Raw genomic sequence first — 21,804 nt, 5'->3', positions numbered from 1 at the left:
ACTTCAACCACTTGCGCTTGCGATCTCTCGTAAGCGGGAGGCGAATTCTACAGCGTTACACGCTGCTGTCAACACCTCTTTTTCAACTTCCTTTTGGCTTCGATGAACTGAAGCAACTTGCTGTCGATAACTGCGTAACTCATTGTTTACCAAGGAGTTTTCCGTTTCGACTGCGCCGGAAGTGGGGCGAATTATAGACAGATATAATTCGCCGTCAACACCTATTTCAGACTTATTCGGATTTGAGCGTAATACGCGCAAATGCCTTCTTACCCGCCTGGCAAACGTGAGTGGCGCCCAGCTCATATATAAAGGTGCGATCAACCACCTCACCATCTATACGCACACCGCCCGAACCCAAGAGATCACGCGCTACCGCCGAATTCTTCACCAGGCCAGCCTTATTAAGCACAGCCGCAATCGGCATAGCCTCGGCAGCAGTCAGCTCAATCTCCGGCAGATCATCGGGCAGCTCGCCATCTTTCATGCGATTACCTGCCGCACGGTGAGCACTGGCCGCAGCCTCCTCACCATGGAAGCGCGCAACGATTTCTTCAGCCAGCTTGATCTTCACATCCCGAGGATTAGCGCCCGCCTCGACATCCGCACGCAGCGCATTGATTTCGTCCATCGAGCGGAAGCTCAACAACTCGAAGTAGCGCCACATCAGTGCATCCGGAATAGACACCAGCTTGCCGTACATCACACCCGGTGCTTCCTGGATACCGACATAGTTACCCAAGGACTTGGACATCTTCTTGACGCCATCCAAGCCTTCCAACAATGGCATGGTCAGAATGCACTGAGCCTCCTGACCATAGGCGCGCTGCAATTCACGCCCCATCAACAGGTTGAACTTCTGATCGGTGCCGCCCAACTCAACGTCCGCACGCAGCGCCACCGAGTCGTACCCCTGAACCAGCGGATAAAGGAACTCATGGATGGCGATTGGCTGATTGGTCGAGTAGCGCTTGTCGAAGTCGTCGCGCTCAAGCATGCGCGCCACGGTGTACTGGGAAGTCAGGCGAATGAAATCTGCCGGCCCCATTTTGTCCATCCAGGTGGAGTTGAACGCCACCTCGGTCTTGGCTGGATCAAGGATCTTGAATACCTGGGTCTTATAGGTCTCGGCATTATCGAGCACCTGTTCGCGAGTCAGCGGCGGGCGCGTAGCGCTCTTGCCGCTTGGATCACCGATCATCCCAGTGAAGTCACCTATAAGGAAGATGACCTGATGGCCCAGCTCCTGGAACTGACGCAGCTTATTAATAAGCACGGTATGACCCAGGTGCAGATCCGGCGCAGTCGGATCAAAGCCAGCCTTGATACGCAGGGGTTGGCCACGCTTGAGTTTTTCGATCAGCTCGGACTCGACCAACAGTTCTTCCGCACCACGTTTTATCAGCGCTAGCTGCTCTTCAACCGACTTCATAACAGACCCGCAAGGCTCAGATTCAAAAGGGAACCAACCATACAAGATCAGGGACTAATTACAAGTTTTGCCCTGCGCACGGACACCGTTCAGCAAGCCCAGCGTTCGCGAGCTTGCGCCACAGATGATTTGGTTATATTTTATACAGTTATTTCATCTTCATCATGTCATTCATCTTTTCCATTTCATCTTCAAAGTCAAAATTACTTATGACCACTGAACCGTCTAAAGCGCCGCCGCTTTACCCGAAGACCCACCTGCTCGCCGCAAGTGGTATCGCCGCCCTTCTCAGCCTGGCACTGCTGGTATTCCCTTCCAGTGACGTTGAAGCCAAACGAACATCCCTGAGCCTTGATCTGGAAAGCCCAGTTGAACAACTGACACAAGATCAAGACGCTTCCGACGCTCAACAAGCCACAAACACTGCAACTGAATCACCTTTCGCCCAGATCGAAAGCACACCCGAAGACACCCAGCAAGCCGCCCAGGAAGCACCTGCAGCAGCCAAGAGTCCCCAGCATCGCGAAGTCATCGTGGGCAAAGGCGACACACTCTCGACCCTGTTCGAAAAAGTTGGGTTGCCTGCCGCCGCTGTAAATGACGTGCTCGCCAGCGATAAGCAAGCCAAGCAATTCACTCAGCTCAAACGTGGTCAAAAGCTTGAATTTGAGCTGACGCCAGACGGCCAGTTGAACAACCTGCACACCAGCATCAGTGACTTGGAAAGCATCAGCCTGAGCAAAGGCGCCAAAGGCTTCGCATTCAACAGAATCACCACCAAACCCGTCATGCGTTCCGCCTACGTACATGGCGTGATCAACAGCTCCCTGTCGCAGTCGGCCGCGCGTGCGGGCCTGTCGCATAGCATGACCATGGACATGGCCAGCGTATTTGGCTACGACATCGACTTCGCCCAGGACATCCGTCAAGGCGACGAATTCGACGTGATCTACGAACAGAAAGTAGCCAACGGAAAAGTGGTCGGCACTGGCAACATTCTTTCTGCACGCTTCACAAACCGTGGCAAAACCTACACCGCCGTGCGCTACACCAACAAACAAGGCAACAGCAGCTACTACACGGCTGATGGCAACAGCATGCGTAAGGCCTTCATCCGTACACCCGTTGACTTTGCCCGTATTAGCTCGCGTTTCTCCATGGGCCGCAAGCATCCAATTCTGAACAAAATTCGCGCACACAAGGGCGTCGACTATGCCGCGCCGCGTGGCACGCCAATCAAAGCGGCGGGCGACGGCAAGGTCTTGTTGGCGGGGCGCCGTGGTGGTTACGGCAATACGGTGATCATCCAGCACGGCAACACTTACCGCACGCTGTACGGCCACATGCAAGGGTTCGCCAAGGGCGTCAAGACAGGCGGCAACGTGAAACAGGGCCAAGTGATCGGCTACATCGGTACCACCGGCCTCTCCACCGGCCCGCACTTGCACTACGAGTTCCAGGTCAACGGCGTACACGTCGACCCATTGGGCCAGAAGCTGCCGATGGCCGACCCGATTGCCAAGGCCGAACGCGCGCGCTTCATGCAACAGAGCCAGCCGCTGATGGCACGGATGGATCAAGAGCGCTCCACCTTGCTGGCTTCGGCGAAGCGTTAAGGTATGCCGCTCTATATCGGCGTGATGTCCGGGACCAGCCTCGACGGCCTGGATATCGCCCTAATCGAACAAGGCGCGGCGATCAATCTGATCGCCACCCGCTATATCCCAATGCCTGACGCCTTGCGCACAGAACTGCTGAGCCTATGCGCCAGTGGCCCGGATGAAATCGCCCGCTCGGCAATTGCCCAGCAGCAGTGGGTAACGCTTGCGGCTCAAGGCATCCACGCCTTGCTGGATCAACAGAACCTCAAGCCTCAGGACATTCGGGCGATTGGCAGCCATGGCCAGACGATTCGCCATGAACCCGCCCGAGGTTTTACTGTTCAAGTCGGCAACCCTGCCCTCCTCACCGAACTCACAGGCATCACCGTCGTCAGCGATTTCCGCAGCCGCGATGTCGCTGCCGGCGGCCAAGGCGCTCCTTTGGTTCCTGCCTTTCATGAAGCCTTGTTCGGCGAGCAGACGGGCAATCGCGCGGTATTGAATATCGGCGGGTTCAGCAACCTCAGCCTGATCGAGACGGGCAAGCCTGTCGCCGGTTTCGACTGCGGCCCAGGGAACGTGCTGCTCGATGCCTGGATTCACCTGCAGCGCGGCGAACACTTTGATCGGGACGGGCAATGGGCGGCCAGCGGAAAGGTACAGCCCCAGTTGCTCACCACGTTGCTCAGCGATCCGTTTTTCTTGACCAAGGGCCCGAAAAGCACGGGCCGAGAGGTGTTCAACCTGGCCTGGCTGCAGCAGCACCTTGGCCGCTTGCCCGCCTTTGAACCCCAAGACGTGCAGGCCACCCTGCTGGAGCTGACGGCCCTGACCATCGTCGAGTCCCTGCAAAGCGCCCAGACTGACACAACAACCTTGCTGATCTGTGGCGGCGGCGCCCATAACGGGGCACTGATGAGCCGGCTGACCGCGCTGCTGCCTTCCACCCATGTCAGCACTACAGCGGCCTACGGCGTAGATCCTGACTGGGTAGAGGCAATGGCCTTCGCCTGGCTGGCCCATTGCTGCCTTGAAGGCATTGCCGCCAATCGCCCCAGCGTCACTGGCGCACGTGGGCTTCGAGTGCTTGGCGCGATCTACCCCGCCTGAACCCCAGACAGCAAAACGCCGCTTGGCCCGTAAAAGCCAAGCGGCGTTTTTGTATCTGCTATCGATCAGATCGAGAACGAAGACCCGCAACCACACGTCGTGGTGGCATTAGGGTTCTTGATCACGAAGCGCGAGCCTTCCAGACCTTCCTGATAATCCACCTCGGCACCCGCCAGGTATTGGAAGCTCATCGGATCCACGACCAGGCTCACACCCTCGCGCTCAACGATAGTGTCGTCATCGGCCACATCTTCATCGAAGGTAAAACCGTACTGAAACCCTGAACAACCGCCGCCCGTAACGAATACGCGCAGCTTCAAGCGATCATTACCCTCTTCATCGACCAGGCTCTTCACCTTGTGCGCAGCACCGTGGGTGAATTGCAAAGCCGTGGGGGTGAAGGATTCAACGCTCATGCTGATAATCTCCCGGCGTAGCGCCGCCATATGCGTAATGGCCGGTATTATCCGCTTCTCCTAGAAAAGCGGTCAACTATTGTTACGGTATATCAATCTGCCCAGCGACCATTAAAAATGCAAAAGGCCCGATCAACGGGCCTTTCGCGCAACGGTAAGCCCGCGTTAAGGCAACATCCCCGCGTGGGACAGGCCCAACTTCTCGTCCAGGCCGAACAGGATGTTCATGTTCTGCACCGCCTGGCCCGACGCGCCCTTGACCAAGTTGTCGATCACCGACAACACCACCACCAGGTCGCCATCCTGCGGACGATGCACCGCAATACGGCACACATTGGCACCACGCACGCTGCGCGTTTCCGGATGGCTGCCGGCCGGCATCACGTCGACGAACGGCTCATTGGCATAACGTTTTTCAAACAGCGCCTGCAGGTCTACCGAGCGATCGGTGACGGTCGCATACAGCGTGGAGTGGATCCCACGGATCATCGGCGTCAGGTGCGGCACGAAGGTCAGCCCCACATCCTGGCCGGCAGCGCGACGCAAGCCCTGGCGGATTTCCGGCAAGTGCCGATGACCTTTTACCGCATAGGCTTTCATGCTTTCCGACGTTTCGGAGTACAGAGAACCTACCGCCGCACCACGGCCCGCACCACTGACGCCCGACTTGCAGTCGGCGATCAGGCGCGACACATCCGCCAAGCCCGCTTCCAGCAATGGCAGGAAACCCAATTGCGTGGCTGTCGGATAGCAACCCGGCACCGCAATCAGGCGTGCTTGCTTGATTTGCTCGCGATTGACTTCCGGCAGGCCGTAAACCGCCTCTTCCAACAGCTGCGGCGCACCATGGGGCTGGCCGTACCACTTGGCCCACTCGTCGGCATCTTGCAGGCGGAAGTCTGCCGACAAGTCGATAACCTTGGTACCGGCCGCCAGCAACTCACCGGCCAGAGCATGGGCGACACCGTGAGGCGTGGCGAAGAACACCACGTCGCAGGCACCCAGAGTCTTGGTGTCCGGCACACTGAACGCCAGACCGTCATAGTGGCCTCGCAGGTTCGGGTACATATCGGCCACGGCCAGCCCGGCTTCGGATCGGGAAGTGATGACCACCACCTCAGCTTGCGGATGCTGAGCCAACAGACGCAGCAATTCGACACCGGTGTAACCCGTGCCGCCGACGATACCGACCTTGACCATAAACCTGCCCTCAACGAACCCACTGGAAAGCCGTCGATAATAGGGGCCGTATCGTCCTGCGACAACCGTCAACGTGACGTACGGGCGCATGAGCCACTACTATCTTCGCTACCGTGAACCTGGGAATAACTAAAATGCTCTATCTATGGGTCAAAGCCTTCCACATCGTCAGCATCGTTTGCTGGTTTGCCGGGCTGTTCTACCTGCCGCGCCTGTTCGTCTACCACGCCCAAAGCGAAGACACCGTCAGCAAGGAACGTTTCAGCATCATGGAGCGCAAGTTGTACCGGGGCATCATGGGCCCGGCGATGGTTGCCACACTGGTCTTCGGCATCTGGATGCTGGCCCTCAACCCCGGCATTTTCCAGTCGGGCGCCTGGATCCACGCCAAGCTGACCCTGGTCGTCCTGCTGATTGGCTACCATCACATGTGCGGCGCACAGGTAAAGCGCTTCGCCCGTGGCGAAAACACCCGCAGCCATGTCTTTTATCGCTGGTTCAATGAAGTCCCGGTTCTGATATTGCTGGCTATCGTAATTTTGGTCGTGGTCAAACCGTTCTAACTTCAATTACTCGGGGAACCTCCAATGTCGCTGCCCGCTCTGCTGGAACAACGTCTGCGCCTGCCCGTGGTGGCCGCGCCGATGTTTCTGATCTCCAATCCGCAACTGGTCCTGGCCTGCTGCCGCAACGGGGTAGTTGGCAGTTTCCCGGCGCTCAACCAACGCGAAAGCAGTGGCTTCAAGGCCTGGTTGGAAGAAATCGAAGCGGGCTTGGCGCAGTTGGACAACCCTGCGCCCTATGCCGTGAACCTGATCGTGCATAACAGCAATCCACGGCTGGAGGCCGACCTGGCGATTTGTGTCGAACACAAGGTGCCCATCGTCATCACCAGCCTCGGTGCGGTAAAGGAATTGGTAGATGCCGTTCACAGCTACGGCGGCCTGGTATTTCATGACGTCACCACCCGACGCCATGCCGAGAAAGCCGCTGAAGCGGGCGTCGACGGCCTCATTGCCGTAGCCGCTGGCGCAGGTGGCCACGCTGGCACCTGGAGCCCCTTTTCACTGATTGCCGAAATTCGCCAGTTCTTCGACAAAACGCTACTGCTGGCGGGCTGCCTTAACCATGGGCACGAAATCCTCGCCGCCCAGGTGCTGGGGGCAGACCTCGCTTATTTCGGCACGCGCTTTATCGGCACCGCCGAAAGCCAGGCACCGGATGCGTATAAAGAGATGCTGCTCACATCGCGCGCCGCCGACATCGTGCACACTCCAGCAGTCTCCGGCGTACCTGCAAGCTTCATGCGCCAGAGCCTGGAAAATGCCGGTTTTGACCTTGCTGCGCTTCAAGGCAAAGGTGAAGTCAACTTCGGTTCCAAGCTCAAGCCATTGAGCGATGAGGCCAAAGCGTGGAAAACTGTATGGTCTGCTGGCCAAGGCGTCGGTGAGATCAATGATGTACCCACTGTGGATGAGCTCATAGCGCGCCTGGATGCCGAATACCGCAAAGCACGCGAGCACGCCGCGCAACTGCGCTGGCCACGCTGACCCACTGGCAGGCCTGCCGATTGGACAGGCCTGCATACTCTCCCTGATTAAGTGACAAGGATGCCCGCATGAGCGACAGCCGTTTCAAGATTGTGTTTGACGGAGCCTTGCGCCCAGGTGTCGAAAGCACCACCGCTAAGCTGAACCTCGCCGAGTTATTCAAAAGCGATGTTGAAGCGATCGAAAAGCTCTTCACCGGCCGCCCCGTCGCGCTCAAGCGCGACCTGTCGCGCTCCGACGCTGAAACCTACCTCACGGCACTGCACAATGCCGGGGTGGACGCACGCATCGAAGCCGAACAACCCGTGGCATTCAGCCTGGCAGAAACCCACGAAACAGGCTCGTCAACCGCTGACCGCGCCGCCGCGTCACCTTATGCACCGCCACGCGCTGCCGTTGGCGAGGACCTGCCGGAGTTCGCCACTCTAAAGGTGTTCACCATCCACGGGCGCATCGGGCGCCTGCGCTACCTGGCCTGGACGCTGGCGCTGACCGTCGCGATGCTGGTGGCAGCGGGCATCATCAGTACGGTGGGCTTCGCAGTGGCGACAGCCTCGCCAACCATCGCCATCATTATTGGCTCACTGCTGGGTTTCGCGCTGTTTGTGGCACTGGTAGTGGTGAGCGTGCAAATCGGCGTGCAGCGCCTGCATGACCTGGGCTGGTCTGGCTGGCTGTACCTGCTCAACCTGGTTCCGCTGGTGAACAGTGTGTTCCCTCTGCTGTTGCTGGTATTGCCGGGCAACACGGGCGCCAACCAATACGGCGCGCCACCACCGCGCAACTCCACTGCGGTGAAAATCCTGGCCTCGCTGTGGCTGGCGTTCATTCCTTTGATGCTCATCATCGTTGTTACCCTGGGCATGAACGGCTACCTGGACCAGCTTGAAGCCAACATGGACAGCAGCTACGAAAGCAGCTCCATCACCTCCGATGCAGACGCCGATCAAAGCGTTATCGTTGATGAAGCCGCAGCGCAAAGTGCTGACGATGCAGCCGAACCTGTAGACTCTCCAGAACAGTGAAGAAGCGCCCGCCGCCTGTGACGCACTGTCATGGGCCGGCGGCGTTGCGATGGAGAAAGGCATGACCCGTTACGCTCTGATCACCGGCGCCTCCAGCGGCATCGGCCTGGCATTGGCCGAAGCCTTGGCACGGCGCGGCCGCAGCTTGATTCTGGTGGCCCGCCAGCGTGATCAGTTGGAAAGCATTGCATTGGAATTGACCCAACGCTTCGGCGTCGAGGTGCTGTTTCGTGCCTGTGACCTGGGCGAACCGCTGCGTTTGTCCGGCTTTTTGCTGGAACTCGAAGAGGGTGAGCGGCAGATCGACCTGCTGGTCAACTGCGCCGGCATCGGCACCAGCGGGCCGTTCCTGGCCCAGGACTGGATGACCGAGCAGGACCTCATCGAAGTCAACATCCTGGCCCTGACCCGCATGTGCCACGCACTCGGCAATGCCATGGCCCTGCATGGCGGTGGGCAAATCCTCAACGTTGCTTCCGTCGCCGCCTTCCAGCCCGGGCCGTGGATGAGCAGCTACTACGCCAGCAAAGCCTACGTGCTGCACTTCTCCGAAGGGTTGCGCGAAGAATTGAAGACCTGCGGCATCAAGGTGTCAGTGCTGTGCCCCGGCCCTACGCGCACCGCATTCTTCGGCACTGCACAGATGGATACGGCGAAACTCGACCGCAGCCAGCAACTGATGAGCCCGGAAGAAGTCGCGCTCTACACCGTACGCGCACTGGAAAAGAACAAAGCCATCATCATTCCCGGGCGCCGCAACCGTTGGCTGACGTTCAGCCCACGCCTGAGCCCGCGCTGGCTGACCCGCAAAATTGCCGGCGCCATCAACAAGGCCTATTGCCCACGCTGACGGCCTGGGTACACTCACCTAACTTTCACGATGGAGAAACGGCTGTGGATACTCTGTTCACCAAGATCATCAACAGAGAAATACCGGCGAAGATCATCTATGAAGATGACCAAGTCCTGGCTTTTCACGATATCGCCCCGCAGGCGCCAGTGCATTTCCTGGTTATCCCGAAAAAGCCCATTCGTACCCTCAACGACTTGACCGAAGACGATAAGGCGCTGGCCGGCCATATCCTGTTCACCGCCCAGCGCCTGGCCGTGGAACAAGGCTGCGAAAAAGGCTTTCGCGTGGTGATGAACTGCAATGAAGACGGCGGGCAAACCGTTTACCACATTCATATGCACGTGCTGGGTCAGCGCCAGATGAACTGGCCGCCGGGCTGAGTGCACAGGGGCAAATTGACTCAGCACAAACGCTGGACGCTCTCTTGCGGTAAACTGGCCGCCGAGATTCTTCCCGGAGGTCAGCATGACTACCCAACGTCACTACTCGCCGATTGACCGTCTGTTGCTGCAAGCCGACATGGCCATGCGCACCCTGCTGCCGTTCAGCGGCCAGCCCTACCGTCCATCGCCCGCCATCGTGCAGCCAGATGTACAGCTAAGCGAGACCGACACCCGTCACGTCGCAGGCCTGATGCGCATCAACCATACCGGTGAAGTCTGTGCCCAGGCGCTGTACCAGGGCCAGGCGCTGACCGCCAAGTTGCCGCAAGTGCGCGTGGCGATGGAGCATGCGGCCGAGGAAGAGATCGACCACCTGGCCTGGTGCGAACAACGCATCCGCCAGTTGGGCAGCCATCCCAGCGTGCTCAACCCACTGTTTTATGGCTTGTCGTTTGGTATCGGCGCGGCTGCCGGGCTGATCAGTGACAAAGTCAGCCTGGGGTTTGTGGCCGCGACAGAACATCAGGTGTGCAAGCACCTGGACGAACACCTGGAGCAACTGCCAGCCGAAGACGAAAAGTCACGGGCCATTCTTGAGCAGATGCGCATCGACGAAGAACACCATGCAGAAAGCGCGCTGGACGCGGGAGGCTTCCGCTTTCCAGCCCCGGTACGGTTCGGCATGAGCCTGTTGGCCAAGGTCATGACCAAAAGCACCTATCGAATCTGAACCGAAAAAAAGGGCGCCCGAAGCGCCCTTTCTTTTGCCTGCTGCAATCAACCCAGCTCGATGATTTCGTAGTCGTGGGTAATGACCACGCCCGCCGCCCCCAGCATGATCGATGCTGAGCAGTACTTCTCGGCCGACAGCTCGATGGCACGCTTGACCTGGGCTTCTTTCAGCGCCCGGCCCTTGACCACGAAATGCATATGGATCTTGGTAAAAACCTTGGGGTCTTCAGTGGCGCGTTCGGCTTCCAGGAAGGCTTCACAGCTTTCCACGGCCTGGCGCGACTTCTTCAAGATGCTGACCACGTCAAAATTGCTGCAACCGCCCACACCCAGCAGCAACATTTCCATCGGGCGTACACCCAGGTTACGCCCGCCGGCTTCCGGCGGACCGTCCATGACCACCACGTGGCCGCTGCCCGACTCACCGAGGAACATGGCTTCGCCCGCCCATTGGATGCGTGCCTTCATCGCCCAGACTCCACTGCTAAAAAAGGGTCGCCAGCTTAGCACAGGGCTTTGAAACAGCAGCGCCCTGCATAAATTCGATAAATGACAGCGTTTGCCCGGTAAATTGGCTAATCGTGACAGAAGGTGTCTGGTAAGCTGGCGCCAAATGAATGGCGCATTGCCATGACTTGTACAGCGTCTATCAATGAGATGCCGCTGGATAAAAACAACGCCAACTACACCGCGCAGTCTTTTCGGGATACAACCATGGTTGCTCTTACTCCCACACCCAAGATCAAGAACCTCGACAAGCTGCTGTTGCATTGCCAGCGCCGGCGTCATCCGGCCAAGCACAACATCATCTGCGCCGGCGAGCGTTCAGAAACCCTGTTCTTCATTATCAAGGGCTCGGTCACCATCCTGATCGAGGATGAAGATGGCCGTGAGATGATCATTGCCTACCTCAACACCGGGGATTTCTTCGGGGAGCTGGGCCTGTTTGAACAAGCAGGCAAAGAGCAGGAACGCAGCGCTTGGGTAAGGACCAAAGTTGAATGCGAAGTGGCCGAGATCAGCTATTCGAAATTTCGCGAACTGGCCCAGCATGATCCGGATATCTTGTATGCCCTGAGCGGACAGATCGCCCAGCGCCTGCGTGACACCACGCGCAAAGTCGGCGATCTGGCGTTCTTTGATGTCACCGGTCGCGTCGCTCGCTGCCTGCTGGAGCTATGCAAGCAACCCGATGCCATGACCCATCCCGACGGCATGCAGATCAAAGTCACGCGCCAGGAGATCGGACGTATTGTCGGGTGTTCGCGGGAAATGGTCGGCCGCGTGCTCAAGGACTTGGAAGAACGCAACCTGGTGCACGTCAAAGGCAAGACGATGGTGGTGTTCGGTACCCGTTAAACCGGCAGGAAGCCAGCCAGCATCTGCCGGTACAAGATGTCGAGCCGACTGATCGCATCCGGTGCGGGAAACGCTTCGTGCAGTGCGATATGGCTATCGGCGCGAACCCGCTGCTCCAAGCCGCAGGCTTGATTGAAGCGGTTGACCGCCGCAATCAATTCCTCACGATCATTTTCCAGCAACATCGCCCCATGCACCAACCCGACCGGGCGGCCACCGCTTTGCCGCCAACGCTGGGCAGTGCCCACCATTTTGCGGCCATTGAGGTTGACGTTGTAACGGCCGTCGCAAAAGGCACCGTCAATTTCGCCGACGGACGCATCGCCGCCCAACTCGATCAACAGAACACAGATCGGTTGGCACAAGCGCCGATAGCCGGTTTCGATACGCCCCTGGTCGCCTTCACTGCGCGGCGGGGCATAGACCAGGGCGATATTGACCGTGGCGCCGGACTGCGGCACCGGCTCACCGCCGGTTTCACGCAGCAATACCGGCCAACCCGCATCGGCCGAGACCTGGCTCGCCGCCTCGAATGCCGGCAACCGGCTCAAACGGCGCGGCATGACCAGCGCTTGGTCACTGGGCTGCCAGAACAGCAATCCGAACTCTTGCTCCCCCGCGCAAACGGCTGCCAATAGGTCTTGCTCGGCGGCAAGGCCTGCTTCGACAGTCATGATCACGGGCTGGAGCATCGAACACCTACCTGAATAAACACAAAACCTAATGTGGGAGCTGGCTTGCCTGCGATAGCGGTGTGTCAGCTACACAGAGATTGGCTGACCCGCCGCTATCGCAGGCAAGCCAGCTCCCACAGTTTCGAGCGTATTTCAAATCAATCCAACGTCGAACCGCTGATCGTCGTACCGCGCTCCGGGAAGAACAAACGCTGCAACTCCGCCCCCGGGTTCTCGGCGCGCATAAAGGTCTCGCCTACCAGGAACGAGTACACGCCGCTGATTTCCATCAACTCCACATCGGCGCGGTTGACGATGCCACTTTCGGTAATCACCAGACGATCGCGAGGGATACGCGGCAGCAGGTCGAGGGTGGTTTCCAGACTGACGTCGAAGGTATGCAGGTTACGGTTGTTGACGCCCACCAGCGGAGTATCGAGGGTCTTCAATGCGCGCTCCAGCTCGTCGCCGTCGTGCACTTCAACCAACACATCCAGGCCGACGCTTTTGGCCACGGCCGCCAGCTCGGCCATCTTCACGTCATCCAGCGCGGAAACGATCAGCAGCACACAGTCAGCGCCCAGGGCACGCGCTTCAACGATCTGGTACGGGTCAACCATGAAATCCTTGCGGATCACCGGCAACTTGCACGCAGCGCGCGCCTGTTGCAGGAACAGGTCGGAACCCTGGAAGTAGTCAATATCGGTCAGCACAGACAGGCAGGTCGCCCCACCCTTCTCATAACTGGCGGCGATTTCAGCAGGTACAAAGTGTTCGCGAATCACCCCTTTGCTCGGCGAAGCCTTTTTGACCTCGGCGATCACGGCCGGCTGCTTGAGCTTGGCCTGAGCGATCAAGGCATTGGCAAAGCCGCGTGGCGCCTCGGCGCTTTTCGCCTGCGCTTCCAACTCGGCCAGGCTCACACGGGCGCGGCGCTCGGCCACTTCTTCAGCCTTGCGGGCCAGGATCTTTTCCAGAACGGTTGGCACACTCATCCTTCATTCTCCATCTTGAATACGGCGGTGAATGCTCCCAGCTCTTCGAGCTTCTCACGAGCCAGGCCGGTGTGCAGCGCATCGTGGGCCAAGGCGACACCTTCCTTGAGACTATAGGCGTGGTCGGCGGCGTAAAGGGCTGCGCCAGCATTGAGCACAATCATTTCCGCAGCTTTCTGACCGTTTTCGGTCTTGCGACGCCCCAGGGCATCACGAATCAGCTCCAACGAAGCCGCCGGGCTTTCCACCGCCAGGCCGTGCAGGCTCTGGCTTTTCATACCCAGGTCTTCGGGCTCGACCCAATATTCGGTGACCTCGTCGTTCTTGAGCTCCGCCACAAAGGTCGGCGCCGCCAGGCTGAATTCGTCGAGGCCATCCTTGGAATGCACCACCAGCACATGCTTGCTGCCCAAGCGCTGCAAGACTTCGGCCAACGGCCGGCACAGCGCCTGGCTGAACACACCCACCACTTGGTGCTTCACACCGGCCGGATTCGTAAGCGGGCCGAGCATGTTGAACAGGGTACGCAGGCCAAGGTCCTTGCGCGGGCCGGCAGCGTGCTTCATCGCGCCGTGATGGGACTGGGCAAACATGAAGCCAATGCCAACGCTGTCAATGCAGCGCGCTACTTGCACCGGCGTGAGGTTCAGGTAAATACCGGCCGCTTCCAGCAAGTCGGCACTACCGCTCTTGCCAGACACTGCCCGGTTACCGTGCTTGGCGACGGTGCAACCAGCGGCGGCCACCACGAAGGATGAGGCGGTCGACACGTTGAAAATATTCGCACCGTCACCGCCAGTACCCACCACATCGACCACGCCGTCGAGGGTCTTGAGTTCGACCTTGTCCGCCAGCTCACGCATCACCGACACCGCACCGACGATTTCGTCGATGCTTTCGCTCTTCATGCGCATCGCCATCATAAAAGCGCCGATCTGAGCATCGGTGCATTGACCGGTCATGATCTCGCGCATCACATCGCTCATTTCCGCGGTGCTCAGGTCCAGATGGCCGACGATACGGCTCAGGGCAGTCTTGATATCCATGAAAAGTCCTTAGCGCGTGCCGCCGCTCTGCTTGAGAAAGTTGGCGAACAGCTCGTAGCCCTGCTCGGTCAGGATTGACTCAGGGTGAAATTGCACCCCTTCGATGTTCAGTGTCTTGTGGCGCAGGCCCATGATCTCGTCGACCGAGCCGTCTTCCAATTGGGTCCAGGCGGTCAGCTCCAGGCATTCGGGCAAGGTTTCACGCTTGACCACCAGCGAGTGGTAACGGGTCACGGTCACCGGCAGGTTCAGGCCATGGAACACACCCAGGTCGCGATGGAACACCGGGCTGGTCTTGCCGTGCATCACCTCGCGCGCGCGCACCACATCACCGCCAAACGCCTGGCCGATCGACTGGTGCCCCAGGCAGACGCCCAGGATCGGCAGTTTGCCGGCGAAGTACTGGATAGCTTCCAGAGAGATGCCCGCCTCGGTGGGCGTGCACGGGCCAGGTGAGACGACGATGCGCTCGGGGTTCAACGCGGCGATTTCGGCAACGCTGAGTTCATCGTTGCGCACCACCTTGACCTCGGCACCCAGCTCGCCCAGGTACTGCACAACGTTGTAGGTAAAGGAGTCGTAGTTATCAATCATCAGCAACATGTGGGTTCAAACCTCTTGAATTCACTGATTTCAAATGACCGCCTTCCAAGCGTGTGACCCGCTGCCAGACGCACGTTCCGGTTGCCAGGGTGAGTTGGCAAGGGGCGTCAGACAACGGGTGAAGAAGGCAAATCGGTACAGGTCCGGCCAGGCCGGCAGAGAAAAATGTCAGGCGCGCCAACGCCAACGGGCGTGTGCCTTGACTACTCGCATCAAGAGTTTGCTGATGATCAACACGGGGAGGGTCTCATTCATACGTTCAGGCACAGTAACGTAGGCTCGCCAGCGGTGCAATATGGAGCCGCAAATACGGGGATGCAACGTAGGCAGATTCCGGATTTCCCTACAGAAAATGCCAGAAATTTTGCTAGTGTTTCACTTCCGACATAAAAACAACCCAATGGAATCTTGCATGCTCAGACCAGCGTTTTTCGCGCCCCTTGCCGGCTGCCTCCTGTCATTGGCCTGCGCCCAGGCGTTCGCAGCCCCGTCACCTTATTCAACCATGGTGGTTTTCGGCGACAGCCTGGCGGATGCAGGCCAGTTCCCCGACGGTTCGGCCGGCGCCACATTGCGCTTTACCAACCGCACCGGGCCGACCTTCCAGGGTGAGTACGGCCTGGTCTCATCGACCCTGCTGGGCGCGAAACTGGGCGTCGCTCCCAACGACCTGAATGCCTCCACCTCACCGGTCCGCGCAGCCCAGGGTTTGCCAGACGGAAACAACTGGGCAGTGGGTGGCTACCGTACCGACAACATCCTCGACTCTATTACCTCAGTCTCTGATGCTGCGATTCCCCCAGGCAACCCCGGGGCCGGCACTGTGTTGCGCAGCCGGCAGGGCTATCTGCCGGCCAATGGTGGGAGAGCCGACCCGAACGCGCTCTACTTCCTTTCCGGTGGTGGCAACGACTTCCTGCAAGGCCGGGTCCTCAGCCCCGCTCAAGCGGTCGCCGCCGGTGGCAGGCTGGCGGACAGCGCCCAGGCTCTGCAACAAGCCGGCGCTCGTTACATCATGGTATGGATGCTACCCGACCTGGGGCTGACGCCGGCCATCAACGGCACCCCACAGCAAGCAGCGACCTCGGCCCTGAGCACTATTTTCAACCAGTCCCTGGTACAGCGCCTGTCACAAGTGGATGCGCAGGTTATCCCGCTGAACATCCCGCTGTTGTTGAACGAGGCTTTCGCCGATCCGGCCCGCTTCGGCCTCGCCACCGGGCAGAACCTGACCGGCACCTGCTTCAGCGGTAACAGTTGCACCGCCAACCCAACCTACGGCATCGGTGGTACCAACCCGGACCCGACCAAGCTGATTTACAACGACTCGGTCCACCCTACCGTGGCCGGGCAACGCTTGATTGCCGACTACGCCTATTCGCTACTCGCCGCGCCGTGGGAACTGACCTTGCTGCCGGAAATGGCCCAAGGCACATTGCGCGCCCACCAGGACGAGTTGCGCAACCAATGGCAAGCAGACAACGGCAGTTGGCAAGCCGTCGGCCAATGGCGCGCCATAGTGGCCGGCGGCGGCCAACGCCTGGATTTCGATGATCAGAGCAGCTCGGCCAGTGGCGACGGCAGCGGCTACAACCTGAATATCGGTGGCAGCTACCGGCTCGATGAGAACTGGCGCGTGGGTGTTGCCGCCGGCCTGTATCGGCAGACACTCGAAGCCGGCACCAATGATTCGGACTACAAGCTCAACAGCTATATGGGCACGGCATTCGCTCAGTATCAGCAGAACCACTGGTGGGCCGATGCCGCATTGACCGGCGGCAAGCTGGACTTCGACAGCCTCAAGCGCAAGTTCGCCCTGGGCATCAGCGAAGGCTCGGAGAAAGGTGACACCGATGGCTGGCTCTGGGCCCTGAGCGGCCGCGTGGGGTATGACATCGCTGCGCCAGGCAGCGACTGGCACCTGTCGCCATTCATCAGCGCCGATTACGCGCGGGTTGAAGTCAATGGCTACTCGGAAAAAAGCAGCCGCTCCACCGCCCTGACCTTTGATGATCAACAACGCGACTCCAAGCGCCTGGGCGTCGGCCTGCAAGGCAGTTACCGCATCACGCCGCAAACCCAGGTCTTTGGCGAAGTGGCCCACGAGCATGAGTTTGAAAATGACACCCAGAAGGTGAACATTTCGCTCAACAGCGTGCAGGGGATCGACTTCAAACTGGACGGGTATACGCCTCGCAGTAACTCTGACCGCTTGAGCCTGGGTGTCAGCCACAAGCTGACTCAGGACCTGGCGTTGCGGGCGGCGTATAACGTGAGGAGGGATGACAACTTGACCCAGCAAGGCATCAATGTCGGAGTCAGTCTGGATTTCTAAATACTGCGCAAAATAAATGTGGGAGCTGGCTTGCCTGCGATAGCGGTGGATCAGTCACTGAATAGCTCAAGTGACACACCGCCATCGCGGGCAAGCCCGCTCCCACATTTTTTATTCCAGCTTTAGTCTTGTGGGGTTTGCTCTGCCAACGCCACGGCACGGAACATCGCCCGGCGCTTGTTCAGGGTTTCTTCCCATTCAAGGGCCGGCACCGAGTCCGCCACAATCCCGCCACCGGCCTGCACATGCAGTTCGCCATCCTTGATCACCGCCGTGCGGATCGCAATGGCGGTGTCCATATTGCCGTTCCAGGCGAAATACCCGACGGCGCCACCATAGACACCACGCTTGACCGGCTCCAGCTCGTCGATGATTTCCATCGCACGGATCTTCGGCGCCCCCGACAAGGTGCCCGCCGGCAAAATCGCCCGCAGGGCGTCCATCGCCGTCAGCCCGGCTTTCAGTTCGCCGGTGACGTTGGACACGATATGCATCACATTGGAATACCGCTCGATGACCATCTTCTCAGTCAGTTTCACCGAGCCGATTTCCGAGACACGCCCGGTGTCGTTGCGCCCCAGGTCGATCAACATCAGGTGTTCGGCGATTTCCTTTTCGTCGCTGAGCAGGTCTTCTTCCAGCGCCACGTCGGCCTCTTCAGTCGCGCCACGGGGGCGCGTGCCGGCAATCGGGCGCACGGTGATCAGGTTGTCTTCAACCCGCACCAGCACTTCCGGCGAACTGCCCACGACGTGGAAGTCGCCAAAATTGAAGAAGTACATATACGGCGTCGGGTTGAAGCAACGCAGTGCGCGGTACAGGTCAATCGGCGCCGCCTTGAAGTCGATGGACATGCGTTGCGACGGCACCACTTGCATGCAGTCACCGGCGAGGATGTATTCCTTGATGGTATCGACGCCGCGCTCGTAGTCATCCTGGGTAAAGCTTGAGCGGAACACCGGGTCGGCCGCCGGGGGGCGGCTGAGGTCCAGGCCGCGACGCGGGGTGATCGGCTGGCGGAGTTTTTCCAGCAGCGCTTCCAGGTTGGCCTGGCCTTGTTCGAAGGCATCAGCCTGGGCAGGATCGGCGAGGACAATCGCATGCATCTTGCCGGCGAGGTTGTCGAACACCACTACCGCGTCGGACACCATCAGCAAAATATCCGGCACGCCCAGCGGGTCCGGGTTCGGGCATTTGCCCAGGCGCTTCTCTACATAGCGCACGCAGTCATAGCCGAAGTATCCCACCAGCCCGCCATTGAAACGCGGCAGGCCAGCAATGGTCGGCACGTTGTAGCGCGCCTTGAAGGCTTCGACAAACGCCAGCGGGTCTTCTACGTCATGGCTTTCGATCTCTACGCCGTCATGAGTGATGCTCACATGATGGTCGTGTACCCGCAGCACCGTGCGGCATGGCAGGCCAATGATCGAGTAACGGCCCCACTTCTCCCCGCCCTGTACCGACTCGAGCAGGTAAGAGTTGGGCTCGTCGGCCAGCTTCAGGTAGATCGACAGCGGCGTATCGAAGTCGGCCAGGGTTTCGCAAGCCATGGGGATACGGTTATAGCCGGCAGCGGCTAAACGCAGGAATTCTTCGCGGGTCATGAGGTGCCTCGTGGTGTGAGGGTCAAACAGTCAGGTAGGCAAACGTGCCGCACACGCGGCCAGGATCAGTCAGGCGCGCCAACGCCAGCGGGCCAGGGCCTTGATGACTTTCATCCAGAGTTTGCGAGTGACCACCACGATGGAATTTCCAGAAGGGGACGAATCAATATCGGGCAACGTTATCTCAGCGCCAGCGCCCAAGCAACCGGGGATTAGCAGTCGCAGGTCATCAATCACCAGCGCAGGGGACTCCTCCGCAATCGGCCGGCCATGGTTGTAACCATAACTCAAGGCCACGCACTGCACGCCCGCCGCTTTCGCCGCCAGCACATCACTGCGCGAATCGCCGACAAACAGCGATTGAGACGCCGGGATATTGGCCATTTTCATCACGAAAAACAGGGCCGCCGGGTCGGGCTTTTTCTGCGGCAAGGTATCGCCGCCGATGATCCAGCGGAAGTAGCGACCGATTTTCATCTGGTCCAACAACGGCGCAACGAAGCGCTCCGGCTTGTTGGTGATCAGGGCCATTTCCACGCCCTGCTTGCTCAACCACTTGAGGGTGTCGCGCACGCCGGGGTAAACCACGGTCAGCTCGTGGCTGCTTTCATAAGCGGCATTGAACAGTTCCAAGGCATGTTCTGCCTCGACCTCATCCACACCCGTGGCATCGATGTTGTTGGCCAAGGCCCGGCGCACCAACATCGGGGCGCCATTGCCAACCCATTCGCGCACCGACTCGATCCCCGCCGGCTTGCGCCCCAGCTTGAGCAGCATCTGGTCCACCGCGGCTGCCAGGTCGGGCACCGAGTCGATCAAGGTACCGTCCAGATCGAACATCACCAGCCGTGGCAATTTGCCGGGGAACAACTGCTCAAAACCGCTCATGGACGCGCCAGCGCCAGTTCGGCACGCATCTTGTCGATGACGGCCTGGTAGTCCGGGGCGTTGAAGATCGCCGAGCCGGCCACGAAAGTATCGGCACCCGCTGCGGCGATCTCACGGATATTGTTGACGTTGACCCCGCCGTCGATCTCCAGGCGGATGTCACGCCCCGACGCGTCGATCAGCGCACGTGCCTCACGCAGCTTGTTCAAGGTGCCAGGGATGAACTTCTGCCCGCCGAAACCTGGGTTGACGCTCATCAGCAAGACCATGTCGACCTTGTCCATCACGTACTCAAGCACGCTAAGCGGCGTGGCCGGGTTGAATACCAGGCCTGCCTTGCAGCCGCCTTCGCGGATCAGTTGCAAGGTGCGGTCAACGTGCAACGTGGCTTCCGGGTGGAAGGTGATGTAAGTCGCACCCGCCTCGATGAAGTCACCGACGATACGGTCCACGGGGCTGACCATCAGGTGCGCATCAATCGGCGCGGTGATGCCGTACTTGCGCAATGCGGCGCACACCATCGGGCCGATGGTCAGGTTGGGTACGTAGTGGTTGTCCATGACATCGAAGTGCACGAAGTCGGCACCAGCGGCCAACACCTTGTCCACTTCCTCACCCAGGCGGGCGAAGTCGGCAGAGAGAATCGATGGAGCAATGACGAAGGGCTGCATGACGCACCTTTTTTGAGCTAAATCACGATGGCGCGCATTGTATACCTCATGCTTTGCTGCGCGCACCGTGACCTATCTCAACGGTTAGTAAGCTGCCCGGTAGATTTTTTCGATATCGGCGGCACTGAGCTTGCGCGGGTTGTTGCGCATCAAGCGCTCAATACCTGCGGCTTCACTGGCCATAGCCGGGATGGCGTCCTCGGGCACGCCGAAACTGCGCAGGCCGGACGGGATCTCCACCGCCGCACACAGCCGCGTCATCGCCGCTACAGCCTGGTCGGCAGCGTCATTCACACTCAGACCGGCGATATTGACGCCCATGGCCTGGGCAATGTCCTGCATGCGCTCCACGCAGGCCAATTTGTTCCAATGCATGACATACGGCAGCAACAGCGCATTACTGACGCCATGGGCAATATTGAAGCGCCCACCCAACGGGTACGCCAGCGCATGCACGGCACCGACGCCCGCGTTGCCAAAGGCCATGCCGGCCATCAAGCTGGCGGTGGCCATGTCGTCACGGGCTTGCAGGTTGGCCGGGTTGGCGTAGGCCTTGGGCAACGCGCTGGCAATCAATTTGATCGCACCGATAGCCAAGGCGTCGGTAATCGGCGAAGCATTCAGCGACAGGTAGGATTCGATGGCGTGCACCAAGGCGTCCACGCCACTGGCGGCCGTGACACCGCGTGGGCAGGTCAAGGTCATTTGCGGGCTGATCAGCGCGACATCCGGCAGCAGGTAATCGCTGACAATGCCTTTTTTCAGCTGTGCCGCCTTGTCGGACAGTATCGCCACATTGGTCACCTCCGAGCCGGTGCCCGCCGTGGTGGGGATGGCGATCAACGGCGGGCCTTTGCGCGGCACCTGATCAACGCCGAACAGGTCCGCCAGCGCGCCGTGATAACCGGCATAGGCCGCCACGCTCTTGGCGATGTCGATAGCACTGCCGCCGCCCACACCGATCAGGCCGTCATGCCCGCCTTCGCGGTACGCACGCATGCAGTCTTCGACGATGGCAATTTCCGGATCGGGCAGCACGCGGTCGAAAATTTCGTAGGCTCGATCACCCAGATGCTCCAAGGCCAGCGCTACGGTGCCGGACTGGACCAGCGCGGCGTCGGTGACGATCAGCGGGTTATCCACATCCAGGCGCGTGAGCTCGGCAGCCAGTTGTTCGATGGCACCTGCGCCGGTCAGCAGTTTGTGGGCGATCTTAAATGAGGATGTACTCATGTGCGCGGCCTCTTATGAAGGGTGGGCTGGCACAAGAATAGCTGCCCCTGGCGTGTTGTCTGCCATTCATTGGTTGAATGGTCGCGCCGCGCCC

At 59.5% G+C, this 21,804-nt stretch carries 22 protein-coding genes; 10 read left to right on the top strand and 12 right to left on the bottom strand.

Annotated elements, in window-relative coordinates; genetic code table 11:
• Window positions 1-232 precede the first annotated feature (232 nt).
• A complete protein-coding gene (gene tyrS / locus GIW04_RS03960) occupies window positions 233-1,432 on the bottom strand; it encodes a tyrosine--tRNA ligase (protein WP_003194666.1) in 1,200 nt (399 codons plus the stop codon).
• Between the two features lie 209 nt (window positions 1,433-1,641).
• On the opposite strand from tyrS, the gene GIW04_RS03955 reads away from it, so the two are divergent.
• Both GIW04_RS03955 and GIW04_RS03950 read left to right on the top strand, forming a co-directional pair.
• Window positions 1,642-3,048 (top strand): peptidoglycan DD-metalloendopeptidase family protein, encoded by a 1,407-nt coding sequence (locus tag GIW04_RS03955; RefSeq protein WP_034133885.1) that lies wholly within the window; start codon window positions 1,642-1,644, stop codon window positions 3,046-3,048.
• A gap of 3 nt (window positions 3,049-3,051) precedes the next feature.
• On the top strand, window positions 3,052-4,143 hold the full coding sequence (locus GIW04_RS03950) for an anhydro-N-acetylmuramic acid kinase (protein ID WP_003194670.1): 1,092 nt from the start codon (window positions 3,052-3,054) through the stop codon (window positions 4,141-4,143).
• Between the two features lie 65 nt (window positions 4,144-4,208).
• Here GIW04_RS03950 and erpA read toward each other — a convergent pair whose 3' ends face one another.
• On the bottom strand, window positions 4,209-4,559 hold the full coding sequence (gene erpA, locus GIW04_RS03945) for an iron-sulfur cluster insertion protein ErpA (protein WP_003176443.1): 351 nt from the start codon (window positions 4,557-4,559) through the stop codon (window positions 4,209-4,211).
• A gap of 165 nt (window positions 4,560-4,724) precedes the next feature.
• The gene (gene argC / locus GIW04_RS03940; RefSeq protein ID WP_003194672.1) at window positions 4,725-5,759 is read right to left on the bottom strand and encodes an N-acetyl-gamma-glutamyl-phosphate reductase; all 1,035 of its coding nucleotides are present in this window, start codon (window positions 5,757-5,759) and stop codon (window positions 4,725-4,727) included.
• A gap of 134 nt (window positions 5,760-5,893) precedes the next feature.
• Between argC and hemJ the strand changes: the two genes are divergently transcribed.
• The 6 genes from hemJ (at window position 5,894) to coq7 (ending at window position 10,300) form a co-directional block, all read left to right on the top strand.
• The gene (gene hemJ, locus GIW04_RS03935; protein ID WP_003194674.1) at window positions 5,894-6,322 is read left to right on the top strand and encodes a protoporphyrinogen oxidase HemJ; all 429 of its coding nucleotides are present in this window, start codon (window positions 5,894-5,896) and stop codon (window positions 6,320-6,322) included.
• A 24-nt stretch (window positions 6,323-6,346) separates the two neighbouring features.
• On the top strand, window positions 6,347-7,309 hold the full coding sequence (locus tag GIW04_RS03930) for an NAD(P)H-dependent flavin oxidoreductase (RefSeq protein WP_120247562.1): 963 nt from the start codon (window positions 6,347-6,349) through the stop codon (window positions 7,307-7,309).
• A gap of 68 nt (window positions 7,310-7,377) precedes the next feature.
• Window positions 7,378-8,334 carry a DUF805 domain-containing protein gene (locus tag GIW04_RS03925; protein WP_003194678.1) on the top strand — a complete coding sequence of 319 codons (957 nt, stop codon included), beginning with the start codon at window positions 7,378-7,380 and terminating at the stop codon, window positions 8,332-8,334.
• Between the two features lie 61 nt (window positions 8,335-8,395).
• A complete protein-coding gene (locus GIW04_RS03920) occupies window positions 8,396-9,184 on the top strand; it encodes an SDR family NAD(P)-dependent oxidoreductase (protein ID WP_003194680.1) in 789 nt (262 codons plus the stop codon).
• 44 nt (window positions 9,185-9,228) lie between these two features.
• Complete coding sequence (locus GIW04_RS03915; RefSeq protein WP_003194682.1) at window positions 9,229-9,567, top strand: histidine triad nucleotide-binding protein; 339 nt, start codon at window positions 9,229-9,231, stop codon at window positions 9,565-9,567.
• 85 nt (window positions 9,568-9,652) lie between these two features.
• On the top strand, window positions 9,653-10,300 hold the full coding sequence (coq7, locus tag GIW04_RS03910; RefSeq protein ID WP_014720165.1) for a 2-polyprenyl-3-methyl-6-methoxy-1,4-benzoquinone monooxygenase: 648 nt from the start codon (window positions 9,653-9,655) through the stop codon (window positions 10,298-10,300).
• Window positions 10,301-10,347: 47 nt separating this feature from the next.
• Here coq7 and GIW04_RS03905 read toward each other — a convergent pair whose 3' ends face one another.
• Window positions 10,348-10,770, bottom strand: coding sequence for an OsmC family protein (locus GIW04_RS03905; RefSeq protein WP_003194686.1), 423 nt, complete (start codon window positions 10,768-10,770; stop codon window positions 10,348-10,350).
• Window positions 10,771-11,016: 246 nt separating this feature from the next.
• Between GIW04_RS03905 and crp the strand changes: the two genes are divergently transcribed.
• Entirely contained in the window at window positions 11,017-11,661 is a 645-nt protein-coding gene (gene crp, locus GIW04_RS03900) for a cAMP-activated global transcriptional regulator CRP (protein WP_003194688.1), read from the top strand.
• Here the strand turns inward: crp and GIW04_RS03895 are convergent.
• The 4 genes from GIW04_RS03895 to GIW04_RS03880 form a co-directional block, all read right to left on the bottom strand.
• Window positions 11,658-12,353: a lipoate--protein ligase family protein gene (locus tag GIW04_RS03895; RefSeq protein WP_120247561.1), complete on the bottom strand. Its 696-nt coding sequence runs from the start codon at window positions 12,351-12,353 to the stop codon at window positions 11,658-11,660. The genes crp and GIW04_RS03895 overlap by 4 nt on opposite strands.
• 140 nt (window positions 12,354-12,493) lie before the next feature.
• On the bottom strand, window positions 12,494-13,330 hold the full coding sequence (gene trpC / locus GIW04_RS03890) for an indole-3-glycerol phosphate synthase TrpC (protein WP_094773859.1): 837 nt from the start codon (window positions 13,328-13,330) through the stop codon (window positions 12,494-12,496).
• Entirely contained in the window at window positions 13,327-14,376 is a 1,050-nt protein-coding gene (gene trpD / locus GIW04_RS03885; RefSeq protein WP_003194694.1) for an anthranilate phosphoribosyltransferase, read from the bottom strand. Before trpD ends, trpC begins: the two co-directional genes overlap by 4 nt.
• 9 nt (window positions 14,377-14,385) lie before the next feature.
• Window positions 14,386-14,979, bottom strand: a complete 594-nt coding sequence (locus GIW04_RS03880) for an aminodeoxychorismate/anthranilate synthase component II (protein WP_003194696.1) — start codon at window positions 14,977-14,979, stop codon at window positions 14,386-14,388.
• A gap of 412 nt (window positions 14,980-15,391) precedes the next feature.
• Between GIW04_RS03880 and estP the strand changes: the two genes are divergently transcribed.
• Window positions 15,392-17,314, top strand: a complete 1,923-nt coding sequence (estP, locus tag GIW04_RS03875; RefSeq protein WP_120247560.1) for an esterase EstP — start codon at window positions 15,392-15,394, stop codon at window positions 17,312-17,314.
• Between the two features lie 122 nt (window positions 17,315-17,436).
• Here estP and trpE read toward each other — a convergent pair whose 3' ends face one another.
• The 4 genes from trpE to GIW04_RS03855 form a co-directional block, all read right to left on the bottom strand.
• A complete protein-coding gene (trpE, locus tag GIW04_RS03870; protein WP_120247559.1) occupies window positions 17,437-18,918 on the bottom strand; it encodes an anthranilate synthase component I in 1,482 nt (493 codons plus the stop codon).
• Window positions 18,919-18,987: 69 nt separating this feature from the next.
• Window positions 18,988-19,806: a phosphoglycolate phosphatase gene (locus tag GIW04_RS03865; protein ID WP_003194702.1), complete on the bottom strand. Its 819-nt coding sequence runs from the start codon at window positions 19,804-19,806 to the stop codon at window positions 18,988-18,990.
• Complete coding sequence (gene rpe / locus GIW04_RS03860) at window positions 19,803-20,477, bottom strand: ribulose-phosphate 3-epimerase (protein ID WP_003194703.1); 675 nt, start codon at window positions 20,475-20,477, stop codon at window positions 19,803-19,805. The genes GIW04_RS03865 and rpe overlap by 4 nt, the downstream gene beginning before the upstream one ends.
• 84 nt (window positions 20,478-20,561) lie before the next feature.
• Window positions 20,562-21,710 (bottom strand): iron-containing alcohol dehydrogenase, encoded by a 1,149-nt coding sequence (locus tag GIW04_RS03855; protein ID WP_003194705.1) that lies wholly within the window; start codon window positions 21,708-21,710, stop codon window positions 20,562-20,564.
• Window positions 21,711-21,804: the final 94 nt, after the last annotated feature.

The sequence above is a fragment of the Pseudomonas sp. PA-4-8C genome, from assembly GCF_021606625.1.
GTDB classification, from domain to species: Bacteria; Pseudomonadota; Gammaproteobacteria; order Pseudomonadales; family Pseudomonadaceae; genus Aquipseudomonas; species Aquipseudomonas lactis.
Note: the sequence above shows the minus strand (reverse complement) of the source record. Positions and strands in the feature narration are given on the sequence as shown.